Below are 22573 nucleotides of genomic sequence, written 5' to 3' on the forward strand. Positions count from 1 at the left end.
CGCACAAAAGCAAAGCGCGCGAGTACGAAAGTACTCACGCGCCTATACAGTAAGTTTGAAACCCCAGTATCTAACCGGCAGGTTAGCCGGCGATATCGTTGCCCGAAAAGAACTGCGCGATTTCTTGCGCCGCCGTCTCCGGCGCATCCGAACCGTGCACCGAGTTCTCGCCGACCGAACGCGCATAGAGCTTGCGGATCGTGCCGTCGGCGGCCTTTGCCGGATCGGTCGCGCCCATCACTTCGCGATACTTCGCGATTGCACCCTCGCCTTCGAGAACCTGAACGACGACCGGACCTGAAATCATGAAGTCGACGAGCTCGCCGAAGAAAGGACGCGCCTTGTGAACTGCATAAAACGTCTCGGCCTGATCGCGCGTCATGCGGATGCGGCGCTGCGCGATGATGCGGAGACCAGCCTTCTCGATGACGGCGTTGACCGCACCGGTAAGGTTCCGCTCGGTGGCATCGGGCTTGAGAATGGAAAAAGTACGCTCGATCGCCATCGTGGCGCTCCTGTCTGTTGTCGGGAAAATCAGGCGGACGGCCGCCAGTCGCGAGCGCTTATAGCGGTCGCCCCAGCGGAATCAAGTTGACGCCTTCAGCAATCTAAACAGCTGTTCAGCGCGAGATTAACCGGCATTCAGATAGATTACGTAAAAGTAATTTTCAGTATTGTTTTGCTTCAGGCGTGTTTCTTCGCAGTATTACTGCGTTTCAAAACAGAAATGTTCGCTGTTTTGTCGAACGCATCTGTTCGACGTGCCGACTGATACTGCGAAGACGGACAATGACGTCCACCAACTCGCAGAAAGGCACTACAATGATCCGCAAGACCATTCTCGCTCTCACCGCCATCGCAGCGCTCGGCATCGTCGCTGCTCCGAGCTCTGACGCGTTCGCGAAGGGCTTCAATGGGCCGAAGGGCCTGTCGAACGGCCCGGGCCCCGGCCCGACCGTGCACCCGAAGGGTCCGCAAAACTGGAAAGCTCCTAAGCCGGGCGGCTATCACGGCCACCACAGCCATGGCCATTGGGGTTACGGCGTCGCCCGCTTTGGTATCGGCGTCATCGCCGGCGAGCCGGACTGCTACCGCGTGATCACTCGCTCGGGCCGCATCAAGACGGTTTGCACCTACTAAGCGTGCTGAACGCTGGTCGGCGCCGCTCCTTGCCTCTCCCCTTGGATCCCGCCGCAAGAACCCCGGTCTCTCACGAGGCCGGGGTTTGTCGTTTGCAATTGCCTCAAAGTCTATTCAACCCTGAAGAAGCATTCATGAACGTTGCTTCCAAGTAATAATCAATACTGATTTGTTTCAGCCAAGAAACACAAAAGTACTAACGTGGATTACAGAAGAAATTTTGCAAAAACATCGAACCTGTACCAAGCGCCCCACGACGAACATTTGAACGACGGGCACACCGTCGCAACCCAAAACGCTCAGGAGACTACACAATGATCCGCAAGACCATCTTCGCTCTCGCCGCCCTCGCCGCTGTCACCGGCGCTGCCGTTGCCACCTCGTCCGACGCTTCGGCGAAGGGTTTCAAGGGTGGCTACAAGGGCGGCTTCCATGGCCATCACCACCACGGCGGCCACTGGGGTCACCGTCACTTCCGCGTCGGCTTCTACGGCCCGGCTTACTCCTACTACGCACCGGATTGCGTGAAGGTCATCACGCCGCGCGGCTACGTGAAGCGCGTTTGCTACTACTAAGCCCTGTTTGACCAAGCGGCGGCCGCGCCCCTCCCAGCGGTCACCGTTCGCCTCGCCCCGGTCGCTTGCGACCGGGGCTTTTTGTTGGGCTTGAAGCGGTTCACGCTTCGACCGAAGTACGCTCATCCTAAGAGCCTGACTGAAAAAGAAGGCGCCGCAAAACACGCGGTCGTCATTTCCGGGGCGCGTCCGCGCAGCGGTGCGAGCCCGGAATCCATAACCCCTGTGCTCGCGACTTAACGTCCTGGAGTATGGATTCCGGGCTCGCTCGCTCTGCTCGCGCCTCGGAATGACTGCCGTTGGGTGGTCTTGGCCATCATTTAGGTGCTTGCATCGCGTGGTGCCTCGCAGCAATAAGCCGCCATGCTCATTCTGGACGACCTCACCTATCGGCTTGGCGATCGCGCGTTGCTGGATGGCGCTTCGGCGCAGATCCCGGCGCAGGCACGTATCGGCCTGATCGGCCGCAACGGCGTCGGCAAGACGACGCTGTTCAAGATCCTGATGGGCGAGCTCCCGACCGAGAGCGGCACGATCACGATTCCGAAGCGCGCGCGTATCGGCCGCCTCGCGCAGGAAGCGCCAGGCGGCGACGACAAACTGGTCGACGTCGTGCTTGCCGCCGCCAGCGAGCGCAACGAGCTGCTCGCCGCCGCCGAGCGCGCGACCGACCCGGGCGAGATCGCCGACATTCAAAGCCGTCTTGCCGACATCGGCGCGCACGCGGCTCCCGCGCGCGCCGCCGCGATCCTCGCCGGCCTCGGTTTCTCGGAGAGCGATCAGCAGCGCGCCTGCCGCGAATTCTCCGGCGGCTGGCGCATGCGCGTCGCGCTCGCGGCCGCGCTTTTCTCTGAGCCCGACTACCTGCTGCTCGACGAGCCGACCAACTATCTCGATCTCGAAGGCACGCTGTGGCTGCAGCAGCATCTCGCGCGCTATCCGCGCACCGTGATCATCATCAGCCATGACCGCGATCTGCTCGACAATGCCGTCGACTGGACGCTGCATATGGCGAACGGCAAGTTGACCCTCTATCGCGGCGGCTATACGAGCTTCGAACGCGCACGGCGCGAGAAGCAGTTGCTCGACGCCAAACTTGCCAAGCAGCAGGAAAATCAACGCAAGCATCTTCAGAGCTTCATCGATCGCTTCAAGGCGCAAGCGACGAAGGCGAAACAAGCGCAATCGCGCGTGAAGATGCTGGCACGGCTCGAGCCGGTCTCCGCTCTCATCTCCGACGAGGTGAAACCGATCGTGTTGCCGGCTGCCGAGCGAAAACTTTCGCCACCGATCATCGCGCTCGATAACGTCGCTGTCGGTTACTCGCCGGACAATCCGATTCTAAAGCGCCTCTCGCTGCGCATCGATGACGACGACCGCATTGCGTTGCTCGGCGCCAACGGCAACGGCAAATCGACACTCGCGAAGCTTCTTGCGCGCCGCCTCGCCCCGTTGTCCGGCAACATCACGTGGGCCGACAAGCTTGCCGTCGGTTATTTCGCGCAGCACCAGCTCGACGAACTCCGCCCGAACGAAAACGCATACGAACATCTGCGCCGCCTGATGCCGGACTCGACGGAAGCTCAAGTTCGCACCCGCGCCGGCAGCTTCGGTTTCTCGGGTGACAAAGCCGACACCGTGACGGCACAGCTTTCTGGCGGCGAGAAAGCGCGCTTGCTGCTCGGCCTCGCGACATTCGGCGGCTCGCACCTCATCGTGCTCGACGAGCCGACCAACCATCTCGATATCGACAGCCGCGCCGCGCTGATCGAAGCGATCAACGACTTCCCGGGCGCGCTAATTCTGGTGTCGCACGATCGCTTCATGCTCGAAGCGTGCGTTGACCGCTTATGGCTCGTCGGCAATGGCGGCGTCGCACCGTTCGAAGGCGACCTCGACGATTATCGCAAGATCATCCTGGGCGGCGGCGAGCGCGAGTCGTCGCGTAGCGATGCGCCGAAACAGAATCGCGCCGACGAGCGTCGCCAGGCGGCCGAGAAGCGAGCCAACCTCGCGCCGCTCCGCCGCGAGATCAAAGCGCTCGAAGACAAAATGGAAAAGCTCGGCGCCGAAATCGCGAAGCTCGACGCTGCGCTCGCGGCGAGCGATCTCTTTGTGAAAGGTGCCGGCAAGGCAGCCGAGTTAGGCAAGGCGCGTTCCGTTGCGACCGAAACGCTCGCGAAGGTTGAAAACGAGTGGCTTGAGAAGAGCGCGGCCTACGAGTCCGAGACCGCCTGACCACAAAGGTGGTCACGTTGCGAAATCGCCGGCCAATCGCTGCGTCATTGGCTGGTCAATCGGCCGCGTTTAAGCCGGCGCGCCCGGCGGCTTGGCGGCAGGCTTCGGCTTCGCGCGCGGTTTGCGGGCGGGCTTCGCCGTAGCTGGCGGCGGCGCAACAGCCTCGACCGAGATCAGAATGCCTGAGCGAAACTGATACGACCCTGCCGCGGTTCCTTGCTGGTACACGATCGTCGCCGTGCGCTCACCTCGCTCGTTCTGACCGAGCTGAATGTTCTGCGTCGGTCCTGCGGTGCGCACGAGTTCGCACTCCGTCATCCCGATCGCGATACCCCGCGGCTGCACGCCTTCCGGACATGCGCCATTCGGGCCGACGAGTTGATCCGGCGGAGCCTGAGTCGGAATGGATGCCGTAACCGGCTGCAGGGCCGGCGAAGAGCGCGACCACCAACTGAAGTCAGGCTTCAAAGCCGACGTATAGTCGGTGCCGGCGCAGCCTGTCGCACCGAGGCACACGAGAGCCAGCACCAATGCCTTGGCGCGGCGCAGATCGAACGTCACTTCCAACACTGCCATTAACTCAAACCACTCGAGATCAGTCCAAATCTGCCGTCTCGCCCCCGATTCCGACTGTGCTTGAGGCTCGCGGCGGCTTCAAGGCCGTCAGGCGAGAACTCGACAAAAACTTTCAATATCAACGTTATCGCGAGTGATTCTGCCGGTATGCGCCTGCAGCATCGTGGCTCTGCGCGGAACGATCAAAAGCGGTCGGCGTTGAATTTTGGAGACATCAACGGAGGAGAATCTCATGTCGATGCCGGATCCTTACAACGAACGGCCCCGTACTGATTTTGATGAAATTCGCGATCGCGAACCGGGCAACGCCTGGACTTGGATTGCAGGCGCGGCAGTGATCGTCGCGATCGTGCTCGCGCTGACATTTGGTACGTCGCAGAACGGCGATCAGCAGGCGAATAATCCGTCGAGCCCGACGACCACCACGACTGGTTCGGCCCCGTCGCCGGCTCCCGCCGAGAACACCGGGCAGCAGCAGCGCGCACCCGCTGGCGCAAACCAGTAATCGCGAACAAATACAAACACAAAGGGCGCCCTCGCGGCGCCCTTTCTCGTTACGCTTTTTGCTGCCAGCGCCCTGCTGGATCTTGCTGCCAATACGTCACGGTGTGACCGGCAGCCTTCGCGACTTTCCACTGATCTCGCGCTGCAGCAGCTGCGTCATCGTCGTTTCCATCGAACATCAAAACGATCCGCTGATAATTCGCGGAATCGGCAGGCAGCAAAGCGCCATCGATCAAAAAACGTATCGCTGCTCCGTTGAGATTCTGCTCATCTGTCGTCAGCAAAACCGGCTGATCCGCAGCACCTTTTTCCGACGCCGGCGCATGCGGCAGAAAACTGTCGTCGCGAAACGTCCAGAAATGCGCGTCGAGCGCGCTCAGCCTTTCGGGTGAAGACATCTGCACCACCGCACGCCAGCCGCGCTCGAGAGAGCGCTCGACCAATGTCGGTAGAGCTGCTTCGAGCGGCTGGCTTTGCAGGTGATAGAAGAAGACCTCCGTCACGTGGGGCTTCCTTATTTCTCGTAGTGCTCCGCGACGAGGCTATCGAGCAGACGCACGCCCCACCCCGAACCCCAGCTCTTGTTGATGTCGGTCTGCGGCGAGCCCATCGCGGTACCCGCGATGTCGAGATGTACCCAGGGCGTCGCATCGACATAACGCTGCAGGAATTGCGCAGCCGTGATCGAGCCGCCCAAGCGGCCGCCGGTATTTTTCATATCGGCGAATTTCGAATCGATCATCTTGTCGAAATCGCGCGACAGCGGCATGCGCCACACCTTCTCGCCGGTGCGATCGCCAGCGGCTGAAAGTCGCGCGCACAGCTCATTGTCATTCGAGAACATGCCGGCGAACTCTTGGCCGAGCGCGATGATGATTGCGCCCGTCAGCGTCGCAAGATCGATCATGAATTGCGGCTTGAAGCGCTGTTTAACGTACCAGAGCACGTCGCCAAGCACGAGCCGGCCTTCCGCGTCCGTGTTGATGATCTCGATCGTCTGACCTGACATCGACGTCACGATATCGCCGGGACGCTGAGCATTGCCGTCCGGCATATTCTCGACGATGCCAATCACGCCGACTGCGTTCACCTTCGCGCGCCGCATTGCAAGTGTTTGCATGAGACCCGTGACGCAAGCAGCGCCGCCCATGTCACCCTTCATGTCCTCCATACCGGCCGCCGGCTTGATCGAGATGCCGCCGGTGTCGAACGTCACGCCTTTGCCGATGAAGGCAACGGGCGCAACGCCGCTCTTGCCACCGTTCCAGCGCATGACGACGACGCGCGCTTCTTTGCGCGAACCTTGCGCAACGCCGAGCAGCGCATTCATGCCGAGCTTGCGCAACGCTTTTGCGTCGAGCACTTCGACCGTCAAGCCAACCTTCTTCAGCTCGCGCGCACGCGTCGCGAATTCTTCTGGGAAGAGAACGTTCGGCGGTTCGTTGACGAGATTGCGTGCCGTGATGACGCCGCTTGCGATTGCGGCACTCGCGCGATCTGCCCGGCGCGATGCCTCGACATCGGAGACGCCGAGCGACACCCGGCCCTTCACCTCGCGATCGTCATCGCCCTTTTTCGTCTTGTAGCGATCGAATTTGTAGGCGCGAAGCCGTACCCCAAGCGCAACCTCGGCGGCACGCTCCGGCGACATTGCGCCGTCCGAAAGCTCACAAAAAATAACTGTCTCGCGCACACTCCCCCGACGGCCTGCCGCGATGCCGCCGATCCGGATCAAGTCATTCGGCGTGAGGTCTTCGATCTTGCCCGTTCCGATCACGACCAAGCGCGAGGCCGAGAGACCGGCCGGCTGAACAATTTCGAGAACGCTTCCGAGTTTGCCGCGGAAGCCCTCAGCCTCCGCGGCACGGGTCAGGAGATTGCCGGCGCGGCCAAGCGCGGCTCGCGATTTGGGCCCTACCCGCAGGTTACTGTCCGCGAGCAGAACGAGGACGCCCTTCTCCGCTGCTGCAAACTTGGTAAACCCCAGCTTAACGGCGTCCGACATCGAATTTGTCCTTGCAGTTGAATCAGTTACCTAGGCTCAGCGGCTCACCTTAACGGCCTGGCGCCGCTTCTATATCACGCTGGGAAGCTTGGCGAGGCAAGCCGCCCCGATCCTGCCACGTAGCTCCCCTAGGCGTCTGAGCGGCAGACCTGTATTGATGAGTCCCAGGGCGGGGGTCCTGGTGGGTGCCGGCGACGGCAGGGACGAGGGTTAATGGGTTCGATTGACCGATATGTCGTGAGAACGACGTTCGGCGCGTTTGTGATGGTGCTTGCCAGCCTGACCTCGGTGATCTGGGTCACGCAGGCATTGCGCGACATCGACATCGTCACAAATCAGAAACAGGCTGTCATCACCTTCATCGGGCTGACCCTGCTGCTGATTCCGGCGCTCGTTGTCATCATCGCGCCGCTCGCGCTCGTCGTCGCGACGGCTTACACGCTCAACAAGCTCAACACGGATTCGGAAATCGTCGTGATGAATGCAGCAGGGCTTTCGCCCTGGCGCATTTTCTACCCGTTCTTCATCGTCGCGATGATCGCTTCTGTGCTTGTGTTGATCCTCGGAGCTTACGTCGCACCGAAGTCGCTTCGCGAATTGCGCGCGGTCTTCGCGAAGGTTCGCGCCGACGTCGTTTCCAACATCATTCAGCCGGGCCGTTTCACATCGGTCGACGGGAATAGGCTGACGTTCCACGTGCGCGAGCGTCGGGCGACCGGTGAGCTCGTCGGCATCTTCATCGACGATCGCCGCGATCCCAACGAGCGCGGCACATTCCTCGCCGAGCGGGGCCAAATTCTCGACGGCGAGAACGGCACGTTCTTGGTACTCGAAAACGGTAGCGCGCAGCGGCTGCAAGCAAAAAGCCAGGACCCGAGCATCATCGTCTATGATCGTTACGCGTTTGACTTGAGCGCTTTCGCGAGTTCCGAAGTTGCTTCAGTTCTCGGCGCGCCGGAGCGCTATCTGTGGGAACTCGCTTGGCCGGATCCGAACGATCATCTGGTCAAAAATAATCCGCGCCGCCTGAACTCAGAATTTCACGATCGCCTTCTGGCACCGCTGTTTCCGATCGCCTTCTGCATCATCAGCTTCGCGATTCTTGGCGCGCCGCGCACCAGTCGACAGAGCCGCGCATCGTCGATGGCTTTGGCGATTCTCGCGGTGCTTGGGACCCGTCTCGCCTGCTTTGCGATCCTTGTTGCATCCGGCCGCTCACCGTCACTTGCTTATCTCTCCTACGTTCTGATCGCGGTCATCTGTGTCGGCGGATTGATCATGATTTCGCGGGGCACGATTGTCGAAATGCCCGCTTCGGTGGGCCAATTCTTCAGCAATCTGCAAGCACGCTTCATGCGCTCGAATGAGCACGCCACCGGAGGCGCGACCGCATGATCGCGAAAACCTTTGGCCGGTATGTTGCCAAGCGCTTCGTTCTTGCCGTGCTCGGCGTGTTCGTCGGCATGTTCTTTCTTGTCGTGCTGCTCGACTACATCGAGATGATGCGCAAGACCGCCCCGATACCGAACTTGCCGACCTGGCTCGTCGCGGTAACGTCGCTCTATCGCGTGCCGCAGATCACCGAACGCATGCTCCCCTTCTCGGTCCTTGTCGGTGCGATGGTCGCGTATCTCAATCTCTCGCGCCGCAATGAGCTCGTTATCGCGCGCGCGGCTGGAATTTCGGCTTGGCAGTTCGTCGCGCCGGCAGTCGCTGCGGCGCTGGTTCTCGGCATTATCGCGACCGCCGTCTACAACCCGATTGCGGCATACACCGGAGATCAGGCGAAGCGCTTCGAGGAGCAGATCTTCGGGCCGAAAGGCGACAGTGCGACGCAAGGCGGCTATTGGGTGCGTCAGCGTACTGGCGAAGGTCAGTCGGTGCTGTTTGCCGCAAATAGCCGCGACCAAGGCGCCGAGCTGAACGGAGTGTCGATCTTCGTTTACAACCGTGACGGCGCGTTTTTGGAGCGCGTAGAGGCCGACAAAGCCGCGTTCGAACCCGGCCGTTGGAAGCTGACCAACGCGCGAATCTACGCCCCTGATCTGCGGCCTCGATTCGTCGAATCCCATGCGGTCGCGACCAACCTCTCGACGGCGGAAATCCAGACCACTTTTGCAACCCCGAATACTGTGCCTTTTTGGCGACTCCCGGCATATATCGAGTTGGCCGAGCAAGCCGGTCTTGTGGCTGCCGGATACCGTCTTCAGTATCAGTTGCTGCTGGCAAAGCCGTTTTTATTGGCCGGAATGGTGATGTTGGCAGCCGCCGTGAGCCTTCGGTTCTTCCGGATGGGCGGTGTCCAGAAGATGGTGCTCAGTGGCGTGGCTGCGGGCTTTCTGCTTTACGTATTGTCTAAGATCACTGAGGATTTGGCTAAGGCCGAACTGTTGCACTCGGTAACCGCGGCATGGTCGCCGGTTGCGATAGGAATGATGACGGGCGTCGTGACTCTACTGTTCCAGGAGGATGGCTGATGAAGGCGGTGGTTTCCGCTTATCAGCCGGCTAAGAAGCCGCGTGTGCGCGGCGTGGCGCTGCTTGCCAGCGCCGCGCTCGTGGGCGGCTGCCTCCTGTCGGTGCCGGCTTACAGCCAATCGAGCATCATCCAATCGAACCAGATTCCCTGGGTCGGCGTTCCCGCTGCGAGCGCGAAACCCCCGCCGACAGCATCTTCGCGCAGGATCAAAGATCCGAATGCGCAGATGTTCGTTAACGCGAACGAGCTTCGGTACGACAACAACGGCGACACCGTTTCGGCCGTCGGCAATGTGCAGATCCATTACGACGGATCGGTGCTGCAGGCCGATCGCGTCACTTACAATCAGAAGACGAAACGCCTTTACGCCGAGGGCAACGTCCGCTTCCAAGAGCAGGACGGCAAAGTGGTTACATCCGATCGTCTCGAGATGGACGATCAATTCCGCAACGGCTTCGTCGATTCGCTCCACGTCGAGACGTTTGAGAAAACGCGCATCGCGGGTTCACGCGCCGACGTGAAGGAAGACTCCCAGGAAAACCGCATCACGGTTTTCCAGGCCGGCGTCTACACGGCGTGCGAGCCCTGTAAGGAAGATCCGAAGAAGCCGGCTAAATGGCAGATCAAAGCCAAGCGGATCATCCACAGCGAGACCGACAAGACCATCTACTATGAAGACATGCAGTTCGAAGTGATGGGCGTGCCGATCGCGTACCTGCCCTACTTCTGGACGCCGGACCCTACCGTTAAGCGCAAGACAGGTTTCCTCGCTCCGAACATGCTCGGCGGCAGCTTTATCGGCGTCGGTGCGCAAGCGCCCGTGTTCTTCAATCTGTCGGACAGCTACGACATTACGTTGACGCCGGGTTACCTCAGCAAGCAGGGCTTCCTCGGCATGGCCGAGTGGCGCCAGCGCCTCGTCAACGGCGCCTACGCTGTCCGCGCGTCCGGCATCTTCCAGCAGGACAAGGAAACGTTCCTCGGGACGACCGGCTATCGCGACTTCCGCGGCGCCGTCGAAACGCGCGGCGATTTCCGCATCGCGACGAACTGGTACGCGGGCTGGGATGCGAGCTTGTTCACCGACAACTCGTATGCGCCTCAGTATCAAGTGACGCGCCAAGGCCAGGAAGCGATCTCGCAGGCCTATTTGTTCGGCCGCGGCGAAAACAGCTACTTTGACATGCGCGCGATCCACTTCTACGGATTGTCGCCGATCGACGTGCAGAAGCAGCTGCCCGTGCTGCATCCACTGCTCGACTACAAATACACTTTCGCGCAGCCGATTCTCGGCGGCGAACTCTCCTACTCGGTCAACGCCGCCAGCCTGTCGCGGCGTCAGGCGGACTTCGATCCGATCACACAAGCAGCACGCAACAACCTCGGTTGGAGCGACGGCCTCAACGTCTGCGACTCGCAGGACCCGGCCTCGATGCTGCAGAAGATCAAGTCGAACTGCCTGCTGCGTGGCATTCCGGGCGAATACACACGCCTCTCCGCCGAAGTGATGTGGCGCAAATCGATCGTCGATTCCTGGGGCCAGATCTTCACGCCGTTCATGTTCGCGCGGGGCGACGTTGCGGCCCTGTCGATCAACAACGATCCGGGCGTTAGCAACTTCATTAGAACCGGCGATCAGACTCTGACACGCGGAATGGCCGGTGTCGGTCTTGACTACCGCTATCCGTTCATCAGCACCCACTCCTGGGGCACGCAGATCATCGAGCCCCGCGCGCAGGTGATCTTCCGTCCGAACGAGTCCAGCGTCGGCCGTTTCCCGAACGAAGACTCGCAGAGCCTTGTGTTCGACGACGCAAATCTGTTCTCGATCAGCAAATTTTCTGGCTACGACCGCGTCGAGGGCGGCAGCCGCGCCAACGTCGGCATCACCTACACGGCCCAGTTCAATCAGGGCGGCTACTTCAACGCCTTGTTTGGCCAGTCCTATAATTTGTTCGGCCAAAACTCCTACGCCGTGTCCGACATGGTCAATGCCGGCAACATGAGCGGGCTAGAGACAAATCAGTCCGATTACGTCGCGCGCATGACGTATCAGCCGAACCGGTACTACGCCCTCACCTCGCGCTTCCGCTGGGACGAAAAGACATTCGACACGAAGCGAATGGAACTCGAAGCCCGCATGAACTTTGATCGCTGGTCGGCGAGCCTGACCTACGGCCAATACGACGAGCAGCCGATCGCCGGCATCGTATTGCCGCGCGAAGGCATCATGCCGTCCGCCACCGTGAAAATTACACAGAATTGGACCGTCAACGCCTCGGCGCTCTACAGCATCGATCAGTCGAAACTCAATATGGCCTCATTTGGCGTGGGATATGTCGACGAATGCGTTGCGCTGAACCTGCGCTACACTGAGAACTTCGGTTACCAGGGCAACATCTTGCCGAACCGCACCGTGATGTTGCAGCTGACGCTCCGCACGCTCGGCGGCATTGGCGTCAGCCAGGTTACCGGTGGCCTCAGTGGCGGCAGCGGCTTCTAAGGCAAGCGCGCCGAAAGCTGTGAGCTGGACATGACGAACACCCTTCGCAACCGTTTTCTAGGATTGGCTGCACTCGCGATCTGCACGACCATTGTTGCTGCTCCCGCGAGCGCTCAGCAAGTCGTCGCACGCGTTAACGGCGATCCGATCACCGCCGTCGACCTCGCGCAGCGTCTTCGCTTGTTGCAGGTCTCCGGCGGCGGCAAGGCCGCAACCCGCCAGGCAGCACTCGACGAACTGATCGAGCAAGAGCTCAAGCTGCAGACCGCACGCCGCTACAAAATCGAAGTCAGCGAAGCGGAGATCAACCAACAGCTCGCAAGCATCGCTTCTCGCGTCGGCGGCGATATCGCCGCCTTCGGCCGCCAGCTTCAAGGCGCCGGCCTCTCGCTCTCCTCCTTCAAGCGTAAGATCCAAGCGGACATCGCGTGGAACGGCATCGTACGCGGCAAGTTCCAGTCGCGCCTCCAAGTCCGCGAACGCGACGTGACGGACGCGATCCGCGCCAAGGGTCAGAACGACGGCACCGCCTACACCTTCACGCTGCGGCCGGTTCTCCTCGTCGTGCCGAATGGATCGAACCCAGCCGTCTATGAATCGCGCAAGCGCGAGGCCGAAGGATTGCGCGCCCGTTTCCAGAGCTGTGACGAAGGCCTCCAACTCGCCCGCGGTCTACGCGACGTCGTCGTTCGCGAGCAGCTCACGCGCAGCTCGGCTGACGTCGGCGCTAAACAGCGCGAAATTCTCGAATCGACCGCCGTCGGCAAGTTGACGCCCCCCGACATCACATCGAGTGGCATCGAACTTTTCGCCGTCTGCAACAAGGTCGCCGGCAAAGGATCGGTTGCAGAAACCGATATGCGCCAGCAGATGATGGGCGAACGCATCTCCGACGAAGGCAAGAAGTATCTTCGCGAACTGCGGCGTCAGTCCTCAATCCAAATCCTATGATCCGAGATGCCGGCGCTGGCCGCCCATTAGCTGTCACGCTGGGTGAGCCATCCGGCATCGGACCTGACATCACATTGCTGGCCTGGCAAAGGCGTCACTCCGAAGAGCTGCCGCCCTTTTACGTTGTCGGCGACATCGGCCATCTCAAAGCGCGCGCCGCACAGCTCAATCTCGACATCAAGCTAGCGTCCACGACGCCGCGCGAAGCCAGCAGGGCATTCGCCGACGCCCTTCCTGTCGTTCCGCTAGGGCTGCCCGTAACGGCGCGTCCCGGCACGCCCGACGCAACGAGCGGCCCCGCCGCGATCGCGTCGATCCGCCGTTGTTTTGATGATGTGATGCGGGGCGACGCCGCCGCGATTGTCACCAATCCCATCGCCAAGGCCGTGCTTTACGACGCCGGGTTTCGCGATCCGGGACACACCGAATACTTAGCCCGCCTCGTCAAAGAGAACGGCGGCGAGACGGTGCAACCCGTGATGATGCTTTGGTCGCCGGATCTCGCGGTCGTGCCGATTACGATCCACATCCCGCTCGGCGAAGTTGTCGGCGCCCTGACCCCTGAACTCATCGTGACGACGGCCCGCATCGTTGCCGACGATCTCGCGAACCGCTTCAACATCGCGCGCCCGCGCCTCGCATTGACCGGCCTCAATCCGCACGCCGGCGAGCATGGGTCGATCGGGCTCGAAGATCGCGACGTGATCGCACCCGCAATTGCGATCCTCCGCGACGAAGGCATAGACGCGCGCGGCCCCCTGCCCGCCGACACCATGTTCCACGCAGCCGCTCGCAAAACGTACGACGCCGCGCTCTGCATGTATCACGACCAGGCGCTGATCCCGATCAAGACGATCGCATTCGATGACGCCGTCAATGTCACGCTTGGCTTGCCGTTCGTGCGCACGTCGCCGGATCACGGGACGGCGTTCGACATTGCGGGCACCGGATCGGCCCGGCCGAACAGTTTCATCGCGGCATTGCGCCTAGCAGCCCAGCTGACCGCCAAAGCACCTGCCTTCGCCTGATGGCCGCGATCGACGATCTTCCGCCGCTGCGAGACGTCATTCGCGAACACGAATTGGCAGCGAAGAAATCTCTCGGTCAGAACTTCCTCCTCGACCTCAACCTGACGTCACGCATCGCGCGAGTCGCCGCACCGCTCGATGAAGCCACCATCGTCGAGATCGGTCCGGGCCCTGGCGGCCTGACGCGCGCGTTGCTAGCAAACGGCGCAAAGCGCGTCATCGCAATCGAGCGCGATGAACGCTGTATCGCTGCGCTGCAGGACGTCGTCGCGCATTATCCCGGTCGGCTCATCATCGTGCCCGAAGATGCGCTGAAGATCGACACCGGACACATGATCGAAGGCGGTCCCGCGCGTGTCGTCGCGAACCTCCCCTATAACATCGCGACGCCACTGCTGATCGGGTGGCTCACCGCCGAGCCATGGCCGCCGTGGTTCGATCAACTCGTATTGATGTTCCAGCGCGAAGTCGCGGAGCGCATCGTCGCAACACCCGGCACGAAGTCTTACGGCCGCCTCGCGATCATCTCGCAGTGGCGCTGCGAAGCGCGCATCATGTTCGACATTTCGCCGGCGGCCTTCGTGCCTCCACCGAAAGTGACGTCGAGCGTCGTCCGCCTCGTACCCCGTGCGAACCCATTGCCGTGCGATCGCGCGACGCTCGAGCACGTCGCCGCGGCGGCGTTTGGTCAGCGTCGCAAGATGCTGCGCCAAAGCCTGCGCTCGCTCGGCGGTGACCCTCAGCCTTTACTCGAAGCCGCGGGCATCGAGCCGACCGCACGTGCCGAGGAAATCCCGGTCAGCGGCTTTGTTGCAATGGCCAACGCGCTCGTGGCAAACCAGAAAAAGAACAATTAGCCGGAGCAAACGCCGATGAATTTCCGCCGCCAGTCCCTCGTCGTCTATGGGCAGCCGCTATGCGAGACGGTCGCGGAAGTGCCGGTGCCGCAGGGCACTGAAGTCGTCGTCCGCATCGAGCGGTGCGGCGTCTGTCATTCAGACGTCCATATCCAGGATGGCTATTTCTCGATGGGCGGTGACCGCAAGTCCGAGCTCGCCGGCAGCCACCAACTCCCCTTCACGATGGGCCACGAAATCGCCGGCGTGATTGAAAGCGCTGGCCCCGACGCCAAAGACGCGAAGGTTGGTGCAAAGGTCGCGGTCTATCCGTGGATCGGTTGTGGCAAGTGCGCAGCGTGTCTACGCGGCGAAGAAATCCTCTGCATCGCGCCGGAGAATCTCGGCGTGCAAAAAGACGGCGGCTACGCGACGCACGTCCTCGTCAAACATCCGCGCTATCTCATCGACTACGCGCCGCTTCCGATCGGCACAGCCGCCGCCTACATGTGCTCCGGCATCACCGCCTTCTCGGCTTTGAAGAAACTGCAGGCGCGCGCCGATCTCGGACCCGTGCTGATCCTCGGCCTCGGCGGCGTCGGCATGATGGGCCTGATGTTCGCGCTTGCGATGTTCAAGCATAAGCCGATCGTCGCGGACCTCGATCCGAAGAAAAGAGAAGCTGCGCTGAAAGCCGGAGCCGCCGCGGCTTACGATCCATCCGATCTCGACGCACGCAAGCAACTCATCAAGGCGACCCAAGGCGGCGTATTCGGCGTCGCCGATTACGTCGGCTCCGACAAGTCGCTGAGCTTCGGCTTCGGCGTTTTGCAGAAGGGCAGCAAGGTTGTCGTCGTCGGCCTCATCGGCGGTTCGTTCACGACGCCGGTGCCGATATTCCCATTCAAGGCCGTCGCGATCGAAGGCTCGATCGTCGGCTCACTCGAAGAGACGCACGAGATGCTGGCGCTCGCGAAATCCGGCAAGGTCGCGCATGTGCCGATCATTAATCGCCCGCTTAGCGCTGCTCAGGAATCGCTCGACGATCTGCGCAACGGGAAGATCCTCGGCCGCGTGATGCTCACGCCGTAGCGGGAACCATTACGCCGCGAAGGGCTTGTCGGCGACATGCCCTTCGATCTCACCACCATCATCGGCGTCTTGGCTGCGATCTGCACGACGGCGTCGTATTTTCCGCAGCTCAAGAAGAGCTGGGAGTCTGGTGAAACCGGCGACCTCTCGCTGAAGATGATCCTGTTTCTGATGGCCGGGCTCGGCCTTTGGGTCGTCTATGGCGTGCTGCGCACCGACGCCGTGATCATCATCGCAAACTGCATCAGCCTCGCCTGCCTCTCCGTCATTCTGACGCTCAAGCTGCGCGAGCGCTAAGTCTCTATGACTTCGTCCGTCACGATGTGAAACTTCTTGAGGATGTTCGAACCGAAGGCGGTCGACAGCGCGACATCGGTCGCGTCGCGGCCGGTGCCCATGAGGATGCGTCCAATGCGCGGCGTATTGTGGCGCGCGTCGAACGTGAACCACTCGTCGTCGAGATAAACTTCGAACCACGCCGAAAAATCCATCGGGGCGGGATCGAGCGGCACACCAATGTCGCCGAGATAACCGGTGCAGTAGCGCGCCGGAATATTCATGCAGCGGCAGAACGTAATCGCGAGATGCGCGAAGTCGCGACACACGCCAAGCCGCTCCGCAAACCCGTCAGACGCCGAGCGCGTTGCCGACGCGTGCTCGTAACCAAACTTGAGATGGTTGTGCACGTGATCGCAGATCGCCTGCACGCGCCCCCACCCGGTCGGCGCGTTGCCGAACAGATTCCACGCCGTGTCCATGAGCTTATCGGTGTCGCAATAACGGCTGCCGAGAAGATAAAGTACGACATCGTCCGGCAGGTCTTCGACCGCGTGCTGTATCGCATCGGGCTTGACGATATCCGGCACGCCCGTATCGCTGATGACGAAGTCCGCCTTAAGCGTGAACAGTCCGGCAGGTGCGAGAACGCGCGTACAGATATTGCCGAACACATCGCGATATTCGCGCGTGACGACATCCGGCTCGACCGTGATCCGGTGCGGTGTAACGAGATCCGGCATACGCGACGGATGCACGCTGAGCATGAACAGCATGGGCGTCGCCTGCGCCATCTCGTAGGCGATCTCATAGCCGGCGCGAATTTTCATCGAGTCCCCACTGGCAGCTCACGACCTTAAAAAAGCAAGATCGGTGCCGCAGTCGGCCAACCAATAAGCCTAGGGATTTGTTCCACCCGCGACAGTTTGCGGGACTTCGGGATGCGGCGGTACGGTATCGACCAGAACATCGACATCCATTCCAAGGAAGTCGTCCGAGCTACCCTTGAACGATCCGGATAGCGGCACGGCCTGAATCGGATCGCGCGCCACCGCGACGCGGATGAGATCGCGATTGCCGACGATCCCATTGGTCGGATCGAACTCGACCCATCCGGCCCCCGGCAGATAAACCTGACACCAAGCATGCGTCGAACCCCCGCCGCGATAGCCGATCGGGTCGACGCTCGGCACGTACAAGTAGCCGGAGACAAAACGTGCCGCGAAGCCGAGCGAGCGCACCGCCTCGATCATCAGAAGTGCAAAATCGCGGCAGCTCCCGCGTCCCATCTTGAGCGTGAGCATCGGGTTCAACACCCCCTGCTCCAGCCGCCGCTCGTAAACGAAGCTCTCCCGGATCGCGCTCGTCAGCGTCATCAACAATCGGCCCGTATCGGTCGGACTGCCGACGTGCAGAAAGCGCTTCACCCACGTGTCGATCATCGCATCCGGGTCCGGATGGAGCCGCTGCATATACGGCGCGAGGTCGGGCATCTCTTCGCTGTCGTAAGCGAACGGATAGGTCCGCGCGTAGTCCTCGATCTGAAAATTCGGCACGTTGAGATACGAATGCGCGAGCGTGATGTTGCTCTCGAAGCGCAGTGTCTCGGCCACCGCGTCAAATGTCGCGATCGCAAGGCTATTGCCGAACACGTCGTCAATCCAGCGCAGGTTGATCGGCTTCGGGTCGATGTCGATCCGCGACGACAACAGCGTCTGGTCATAGCTATCGCGCGGGCGAAACATCAGGCGATGTTCCCCGAACGCCACCGGCCGCCGGTAGCGATAGGTCGTCACGTGCTTAACCGAGAAGACGCTCATGGCATCCTGTTAGACGTTGGCTCTGAGTGTGCGAACGAAGTCGCCGAGGCCAACTTGTCGATCGCGCTTTAAGCGCTCGGCGCCGAGGATAGCGCGAAGCTCTCCGAAAGCACGATCGATTTCGTGATTGATGATGACGTAATCGTATTCGACGTAGTGGCTCATCTCATCGGCCGCTTTGCTCATGCGACCATGGATGACGTCATCGCTGTCCTGTGCGCGCGAGCGAAGACGGCGCTCAAGCTCCTCTACCGACGGCGGCAGAATGAACACGCTGACGAGATCGACGCGCGCCGCTTCGCGAAGCTGCTGCGTACCCTGCCAGTCAACGTCGAACAGCACATCGCGCCCACCGGCGAGCGTCTTCTCGACCGCGCTTCGCGGCGTGCCGTAACAATTTCCGAACACTTCGGCCCATTCAAGCAACTCGCGGCGCTCGACCATCACGTCGAAGGTCGCCCGATCGATGAAATGATAGTCCTTGCCGTCGATTTCGCCGGGACGCGGTTTGCGTGTTGTCACCGAAACCGAAAGCTCGACGCCAGTGTCGTCGGCGAGCAGCCGGCGCGACAACGTCGTCTTGCCGGCACCCGAAGGCGACGACAGAACCAGCATCAATCCGCGGCGGGCCAAGATCTCGCTCACCGGTTACTCCAGGTTTTGAACTTGTTCGCGAAATTGCTCGACGACGTTCTTCAGCTCCAGGCCGATCGTTGTCAGCGCCACGTCGTTCGACTTCGAGCACAGCGTGTTCACTTCGCGATTGAACTCCTGCGCCAAGAAATCGAGGCGCCGCCCAATCGCTCCGCCCTCGCCCAGCAACGAGCGAGCTTGCGCGATATGTGCGACGAGACGATCGAGCTCTTCGCGAATGTCGACTTTTGTCGCGATCAGGATCGCTTCCTGGTGAAGCCGATCGCTGTCGAAGCGGCCCGGCGTTTCCATCAGCGCGTTGATCTGTTCGGCGAGCTTCGCCTTGATCGCTTCTGGTTGCCGCGCCGGCAGAGCTTCGGCTCGTCCCGTGAGCGCTGCGATCTCATCCAGGCGCTGCGTCAGAATGCGGCCGAGCGCCTCGCCCTCGACACGGCGCATCGCCATTAACGCGTCCAGCGCGGACGCAAATCCTGAGACCACCGACGTTTCGGCGGCGCGGCGATCCGCCTCCACGTCAGCGTCATCGCTGACTTCGAGGACACCCTTGATCGCCAGCAACCCGTCGATCGACGGCGGTCGTGATTCAATCTTCCCTTCGACCTGCCGGATCGCTTCGACGACCGCATCGAGCACGGCCTGATTGATCTTCACCTGCGGTGCCGCACCGTCCCGCCGGATCGACAGATTCGCGTGGACGGTGCCGCGCGCGAGGGCCTTGCTCTGGGCCCGCACCGGCACTTCGACCGAGTCCCAGCCAGGCGGAAACCGCAGCCGCACCTCTAGACCCTTGCCGTTGACCGATTTGAGCTCCCAGCTCCAGGCATACGGCCCCGCGGTGCCGTCCTGCCGTGAAAACCCGGTCATGCTGGATAGTGTCATTCGCCCTGCTCGCACCGGCGCTCAGCGCCATATTGGATGCGCGCGAACTTATCGGCCCCGTCCTGCCGGAACAAGGACGCGGACCATCTCACCCAATGAAGATGCCGGATTACTGCTGGACGGTGCCCTGCGGCGTCGGATTCTGCGCGCGCGGAGCATTCGGCGCCGGGGCGGGCGGCTGAACGGCGGTCGGCGGCGCGATGGTCGGCGCGGGAGCACCGGTCTGGCCGCGCTGCCTTTCCAACTCGCGCAGACGCGCGACATTGCGATTATGCTGCTCAAGGGTTTCCGCGAAGGCATGCCCCCCGGTGCCGTCGGCGACGAAGAAGATTTCCTTGTGCCGCATCGGGTTCGCGGCCGCCTCCAGCGAGGCGCGCCCCGGATTGGCGATCGGCCCCGGAGGCAGGCCGGAGATCACGTAGGTGTTGTACGGCGTCGGCTGCTCAAGCTCGCGCCGCATCAACTGGCGGCCGAGCGAACCCTTGCCGCCGACGAGGCCATAGACGGTCGTCGGGTCGGACTGCAGCTTCATGCCCATGCGCAGACGATTGGCGAACACGCCGGCGACGCGCGTGCGCTCCTCGGCTTTGCCGGTTTCCTTCTCGACGATCGACGCGAGCGTGAGCAGTTGCTCGGGCGTTTTCACCGGCGAGTCGGGGCTGCGGCGATCCCACACCTGCTGCAGCACGCGGCGCTGTGCGGCCTGCAGGCTCTGCAGCAGCTGATCGCGCGGGAAGCCGCGCGGAAAATTATACGTGTCGGGCAGCAGCGCGCCTTCCTTCGGAATCTCGCGCACCTGTCCGGACAAGATCGGATTTTCCACCAGGCGCGCAACCATCTGTTGCGACGTCAAACCTTCCGGCAACGTGATCTGATGCTGGACGACTTTGCCTTCGGTCAGTTGCTCGATGACACCGCGAATGCTCACGCCCTTTGCGAACAGATACTCGCCGCGCTTGATCGCAGGCTCCGGCCGCTTCGGCGCCGCGCCTGCTTTCGGCTCTTCCTTCTTCGTGCCCCACTCGGCGGCTTGCACCATCCCGAAGAACACAGTCTTAGCGAGCGCTCCGCCGTCCATGACGCCTTCGCGTGCGAGCAAATCGGCAATCTCGAGCGTGCCGCCCGAAACGTTGACGATCTTCTCCTGCTGCAGCGGACCAACTTCCTCGTACTGAGAACGGCCGGCGGTGAAGCCGATCAACGCGGCAATGCCGAGAAAGAACGTGAACGTGAAAAGGAGGCTGCCGACGATGATGAACGGGTGCCGCGTGCGGCGCGAAGCGCGCGTCGCTCGCTTCTGCGCGCGGATACGCTCCTTCTCGAGCCTGCGGCGTTCGCGCCGAGTCAGCGGAGCCGGCCCGGCTTCGGGCGGCGGTCCCGCAGGAATTTCCGGCGCACCATCAGGGCGCGAAGCGTCCGTCATGTCGTTATTCTCGCTTCGTCATCGGAGCCGCGAAAGAGAATCCGGAGGTTGTCCTCAACGGATGCAGCTAACAGGCCGAACCGGTTTCGACAATACGGTCAAATATGGCGAAAGGACGGACCTTAAGCGGCCCGGCGCAGCACCAGCGATGCGTTCGTCCCGCCGAAGCCGAACGAGTTCGACAGCACCGTGTTCACCTCACGCTGCTGCGCTTTGTGCGGCACCAGGTCCATCGCGGTCTCGACCGACGGATTGTCGAGGTTGAGCGTCGGCGGCACCACGTTGTCGCGGATCGCCAGGATCGAGAAGATGGCTTCGACCGCGCCGGCCGCGCCGAGCAGATGGCCGACCGCCGACTTCGTCGACGACATCGCTATCCGAGCACCCGCGTTGCCGACCACGCGCTCGACAGCGCCGAGCTCGATTTCATCGCCGAGCGGCGTCGAAGTGCCGTGCGCGTTGATGTAATCGAGTTCCGATGCCGAAATACCGGCGCGCTTCACGGCCGCGCTCATGCAACGGAAAGCACCGTCGCCATCCTCGGCAGGTGCCGTGATGTGATGCGCGTCGCCGGAGAGGCCGTAACCAATGAGCTCTGCGTAGATCTTCGCGCCGCGCTTCTTCGCGTGTTCGTATTCTTCGAGCACGAGGACGCCGGCGCCCTCACCCATCACGAAGCCGTCGCGGTCCTTGTCATACGGCCGCGACGCCTTCGTCGGCGTATCGTTGAAGCCGGTCGACAGCGCGCGGCAGGCCGCGAAGCCCGCGAAGGAAATGCGGCTGACCGGCGATTCGGTGCCGCCCGCGACCATCACGTCGGCATCGCCGAGCGCAATCAGACGCCCCGCATCGCCTATCGCATGTGCACCGGTCGAGCAGGCCGTGACAACCGCATGATTCGGCCCCTTGAGGCCGTGCGTGATCGAAACGTACCCGCCGGCCAGATTGATCAAACGGCCTGGAATAAAAAACGGAGAGACCCGGCGCGGCCCCTTTTCTTTCAGAATAATCGCCGTCTCGGCGATGCCTTCGATGCCGCCGATGCCGGAGCCGATCAGAACGCCGGTCGCAATCTGATCTTCGTGAGTTTTCGGATGCCAGTTTGCATCGTCGAGTGCTTGGGTGGCCGCGCACATTGCATAGACGATGAAATCATCGACTTTGCGCTGCTCCTTCGTCTCCATCCACTGATCGGGATTGTACGTGCCGGCCGTGCCGTCGCCGCGCGGGATTTGGCAAGCAATGCGTGCAGGCAGGTCGGAGGTGTCGAAGCGGTCAGGGGAAACAACGCTTGCGCCGCTTTCGCCGGCAATGAGGCGCTTCCAGGTCGGCTCGACGCCACATCCGAGAGGGGTCACCATGCCCATCCCGGTCACCACAACGCGACGCATACAGTTTCCCCGTCTGAGTTGGCCCCAGTTTATATGGGCCGTTCATAAAACCCTAGAAAATGCCCTGCCGAAAGTGAACCCGCTGCAAATCACCGGGAAAATTCGCCGAATTTTTCACCTGTCAGAAACTCTGTCTTGGCCGTCGACAGAACCCTAGACATGGAACCGGACGGAAAGGCGGCATGCCTTCCCGTCCGGTCGAAA

Annotated in this window: 22 protein-coding genes; 12 read left to right on the forward strand and 10 right to left on the reverse strand. The window is 61.7% G+C overall.

All coding sequences use genetic code 11. The features are described 5' to 3' along the window. Window positions 1-82: 82 nt before the first annotated feature. Window positions 83-505: a nucleoside-diphosphate kinase gene (gene ndk, locus GJW30_RS17465; protein WP_096357594.1), complete on the reverse strand. Its 423-nt coding sequence runs from the start codon at window positions 503-505 to the stop codon at window positions 83-85. 284 nt (window positions 506-789) lie between these two features. On the opposite strand from ndk, the gene GJW30_RS17470 reads away from it, so the two are divergent. The 3 genes from GJW30_RS17470 to GJW30_RS17480 all read left to right on the forward strand — a co-directional run bounded on the left by GJW30_RS17470 (window position 790) and on the right by GJW30_RS17480 (window position 3953). Continuing rightward, entirely contained in the window at window positions 790-1140 is a 351-nt protein-coding gene (locus tag GJW30_RS17470) for a hypothetical protein (protein ID WP_130364567.1), read from the forward strand. A gap of 314 nt (window positions 1141-1454) precedes the next feature. Then, window positions 1455-1715, forward strand: coding sequence for a hypothetical protein (locus GJW30_RS17475; RefSeq protein ID WP_096357598.1), 261 nt, complete (start codon window positions 1455-1457; stop codon window positions 1713-1715). Between the two features lie 363 nt (window positions 1716-2078). Beyond that, on the forward strand, window positions 2079-3953 hold the full coding sequence (locus GJW30_RS17480) for an ABC-F family ATP-binding cassette domain-containing protein (RefSeq protein WP_096357600.1): 1875 nt from the start codon (window positions 2079-2081) through the stop codon (window positions 3951-3953). 69 nt (window positions 3954-4022) lie between these two features. Here GJW30_RS17480 and GJW30_RS17485 read toward each other — a convergent pair whose 3' ends face one another. Further along, window positions 4023-4529 (reverse strand): hypothetical protein, encoded by a 507-nt coding sequence (locus tag GJW30_RS17485; RefSeq protein ID WP_096357602.1) that lies wholly within the window; start codon window positions 4527-4529, stop codon window positions 4023-4025. Window positions 4530-4761: 232 nt separating this feature from the next. Here GJW30_RS17485 and GJW30_RS17490 point away from each other — a divergent pair, with 232 nt between their 5' ends. Then, the gene (locus GJW30_RS17490) at window positions 4762-5034 is read left to right on the forward strand and encodes a hypothetical protein (RefSeq protein WP_096357604.1); all 273 of its coding nucleotides are present in this window, start codon (window positions 4762-4764) and stop codon (window positions 5032-5034) included. A 49-nt stretch (window positions 5035-5083) separates the two neighbouring features. On the opposite strand, the gene GJW30_RS17495 is transcribed toward GJW30_RS17490, so the two are convergent. Next, on the reverse strand, window positions 5084-5536 hold the full coding sequence (locus tag GJW30_RS17495) for a DNA polymerase III subunit chi (RefSeq protein WP_096357606.1): 453 nt from the start codon (window positions 5534-5536) through the stop codon (window positions 5084-5086). 11 nt (window positions 5537-5547) lie between these two features. After that, window positions 5548-7038 (reverse strand): leucyl aminopeptidase, encoded by a 1491-nt coding sequence (locus GJW30_RS17500; RefSeq protein WP_096357608.1) that lies wholly within the window; start codon window positions 7036-7038, stop codon window positions 5548-5550. A 213-nt stretch (window positions 7039-7251) separates the two neighbouring features. Here GJW30_RS17500 and lptF point away from each other — a divergent pair, with 213 nt between their 5' ends. From lptF to GJW30_RS17540, 8 genes are read left to right on the forward strand one after another with little or no spacing between them, the layout of a single operon-like run. Continuing rightward, window positions 7252-8433 (forward strand): LPS export ABC transporter permease LptF, encoded by a 1182-nt coding sequence (gene lptF, locus GJW30_RS17505; protein WP_096357610.1) that lies wholly within the window; start codon window positions 7252-7254, stop codon window positions 8431-8433. Next, window positions 8430-9515: an LPS export ABC transporter permease LptG gene (gene lptG / locus GJW30_RS17510; protein ID WP_096357612.1), complete on the forward strand. Its 1086-nt coding sequence runs from the start codon at window positions 8430-8432 to the stop codon at window positions 9513-9515. Before lptF ends, lptG begins: the two co-directional genes overlap by 4 nt. After that, a complete protein-coding gene (locus tag GJW30_RS17515; RefSeq protein WP_096357614.1) occupies window positions 9515-12019 on the forward strand; it encodes an LPS-assembly protein LptD in 2505 nt (834 codons plus the stop codon). The genes lptG and GJW30_RS17515 overlap by 1 nt, the downstream gene beginning before the upstream one ends. Before the next feature lie 30 nt (window positions 12020-12049). Then, entirely contained in the window at window positions 12050-12970 is a 921-nt protein-coding gene (locus GJW30_RS17520) for a SurA N-terminal domain-containing protein (protein WP_096357616.1), read from the forward strand. Beyond that, on the forward strand, window positions 12967-13998 hold the full coding sequence (gene pdxA / locus GJW30_RS17525; RefSeq protein WP_096357618.1) for a 4-hydroxythreonine-4-phosphate dehydrogenase PdxA: 1032 nt from the start codon (window positions 12967-12969) through the stop codon (window positions 13996-13998). Before GJW30_RS17520 ends, pdxA begins: the two co-directional genes overlap by 4 nt. Beyond that, the gene (gene rsmA, locus GJW30_RS17530) at window positions 13998-14855 is read left to right on the forward strand and encodes a 16S rRNA (adenine(1518)-N(6)/adenine(1519)-N(6))-dimethyltransferase RsmA (protein ID WP_096357620.1); all 858 of its coding nucleotides are present in this window, start codon (window positions 13998-14000) and stop codon (window positions 14853-14855) included. Before pdxA ends, rsmA begins: the two co-directional genes overlap by 1 nt. Before the next feature lie 15 nt (window positions 14856-14870). Next, the gene (locus GJW30_RS17535) at window positions 14871-15926 is read left to right on the forward strand and encodes an alcohol dehydrogenase (RefSeq protein WP_096357622.1); all 1056 of its coding nucleotides are present in this window, start codon (window positions 14871-14873) and stop codon (window positions 15924-15926) included. A gap of 36 nt (window positions 15927-15962) precedes the next feature. After that, the gene (locus GJW30_RS17540) at window positions 15963-16223 is read left to right on the forward strand and encodes a SemiSWEET family sugar transporter (RefSeq protein ID WP_096357624.1); all 261 of its coding nucleotides are present in this window, start codon (window positions 15963-15965) and stop codon (window positions 16221-16223) included. Here GJW30_RS17540 and GJW30_RS17545 read toward each other — a convergent pair. From GJW30_RS17545 to fabF, 6 genes are all read right to left on the reverse strand, one after another. Further along, a complete protein-coding gene (locus GJW30_RS17545; RefSeq protein WP_096357626.1) occupies window positions 16220-17032 on the reverse strand; it encodes a transglutaminase-like domain-containing protein in 813 nt (270 codons plus the stop codon). The genes GJW30_RS17540 and GJW30_RS17545 overlap by 4 nt on opposite strands. A gap of 69 nt (window positions 17033-17101) precedes the next feature. Then, entirely contained in the window at window positions 17102-18022 is a 921-nt protein-coding gene (locus tag GJW30_RS17550) for a transglutaminase family protein (RefSeq protein ID WP_096357628.1), read from the reverse strand. Between the two features lie 9 nt (window positions 18023-18031). Continuing rightward, on the reverse strand, window positions 18032-18637 hold the full coding sequence (gmk, locus tag GJW30_RS17555; protein WP_096358899.1) for a guanylate kinase: 606 nt from the start codon (window positions 18635-18637) through the stop codon (window positions 18032-18034). Window positions 18638-18670: 33 nt separating this feature from the next. Continuing rightward, entirely contained in the window at window positions 18671-19555 is an 885-nt protein-coding gene (locus GJW30_RS17560) for a YicC/YloC family endoribonuclease (RefSeq protein WP_096357630.1), read from the reverse strand. 109 nt (window positions 19556-19664) lie between these two features. Further along, window positions 19665-20978, reverse strand: coding sequence for an endolytic transglycosylase MltG (mltG, locus tag GJW30_RS17565; protein ID WP_096357632.1), 1314 nt, complete (start codon window positions 20976-20978; stop codon window positions 19665-19667). Window positions 20979-21100: 122 nt separating this feature from the next. Further along, window positions 21101-22369: a beta-ketoacyl-ACP synthase II gene (gene fabF, locus GJW30_RS17570; protein ID WP_096357634.1), complete on the reverse strand. Its 1269-nt coding sequence runs from the start codon at window positions 22367-22369 to the stop codon at window positions 21101-21103. Window positions 22370-22573: the final 204 nt, after the last annotated feature.

Origin of the sequence: Variibacter gotjawalensis (genome assembly GCF_002355335.1) — a bacterium.
Classification (GTDB): Bacteria; Pseudomonadota; Alphaproteobacteria; order Rhizobiales; family Xanthobacteraceae; genus Variibacter; species Variibacter gotjawalensis.

Coding starts and splice junctions, on each gene's coding strand:
- ndk (WP_096357594.1), bottom strand. CDS start 505: ATGGCGATCGAGCGTACTTTTTCCATTCTCAAGCCCGATGCCACCGAG.
- GJW30_RS17470 (WP_130364567.1), top strand. CDS start 790: ATGACGTCCACCAACTCGCAGAAAGGCACTACAATGATCCGCAAGACC.
- GJW30_RS17475 (WP_096357598.1), top strand. CDS start 1,455: ATGATCCGCAAGACCATCTTCGCTCTCGCCGCCCTCGCCGCTGTCACC.
- GJW30_RS17480 (WP_096357600.1), top strand. CDS start 2,079: ATGCTCATTCTGGACGACCTCACCTATCGGCTTGGCGATCGCGCGTTG.
- GJW30_RS17485 (WP_096357602.1), bottom strand. CDS start 4,529: ATGGCAGTGTTGGAAGTGACGTTCGATCTGCGCCGCGCCAAGGCATTG.
- GJW30_RS17490 (WP_096357604.1), top strand. CDS start 4,762: ATGTCGATGCCGGATCCTTACAACGAACGGCCCCGTACTGATTTTGAT.
- GJW30_RS17500 (WP_096357608.1), bottom strand. CDS start 7,038: ATGTCGGACGCCGTTAAGCTGGGGTTTACCAAGTTTGCAGCAGCGGAG.
- lptF (WP_096357610.1), top strand. CDS start 7,252: ATGGGTTCGATTGACCGATATGTCGTGAGAACGACGTTCGGCGCGTTT.
- lptG (WP_096357612.1), top strand. CDS start 8,430: ATGATCGCGAAAACCTTTGGCCGGTATGTTGCCAAGCGCTTCGTTCTT.
- GJW30_RS17515 (WP_096357614.1), top strand. CDS start 9,515: ATGAAGGCGGTGGTTTCCGCTTATCAGCCGGCTAAGAAGCCGCGTGTG.
- GJW30_RS17520 (WP_096357616.1), top strand. CDS start 12,050: ATGACGAACACCCTTCGCAACCGTTTTCTAGGATTGGCTGCACTCGCG.
- pdxA (WP_096357618.1), top strand. CDS start 12,967: ATGATCCGAGATGCCGGCGCTGGCCGCCCATTAGCTGTCACGCTGGGT.
- rsmA (WP_096357620.1), top strand. CDS start 13,998: ATGGCCGCGATCGACGATCTTCCGCCGCTGCGAGACGTCATTCGCGAA.
- GJW30_RS17535 (WP_096357622.1), top strand. CDS start 14,871: ATGAATTTCCGCCGCCAGTCCCTCGTCGTCTATGGGCAGCCGCTATGC.
- GJW30_RS17540 (WP_096357624.1), top strand. CDS start 15,963: ATGCCCTTCGATCTCACCACCATCATCGGCGTCTTGGCTGCGATCTGC.
- GJW30_RS17545 (WP_096357626.1), bottom strand. CDS start 17,032: ATGAAAATTCGCGCCGGCTATGAGATCGCCTACGAGATGGCGCAGGCG.
- GJW30_RS17550 (WP_096357628.1), bottom strand. CDS start 18,022: ATGAGCGTCTTCTCGGTTAAGCACGTGACGACCTATCGCTACCGGCGG.
- gmk (WP_096358899.1), bottom strand. CDS start 18,637: ATGCTGGTTCTGTCGTCGCCTTCGGGTGCCGGCAAGACGACGTTGTCG.
- GJW30_RS17560 (WP_096357630.1), bottom strand. CDS start 19,555: ATGACACTATCCAGCATGACCGGGTTTTCACGGCAGGACGGCACCGCG.
- mltG (WP_096357632.1), bottom strand. CDS start 20,978: ATGACGGACGCTTCGCGCCCTGATGGTGCGCCGGAAATTCCTGCGGGA.
- fabF (WP_096357634.1), bottom strand. CDS start 22,369: ATGCGTCGCGTTGTGGTGACCGGGATGGGCATGGTGACCCCTCTCGGA.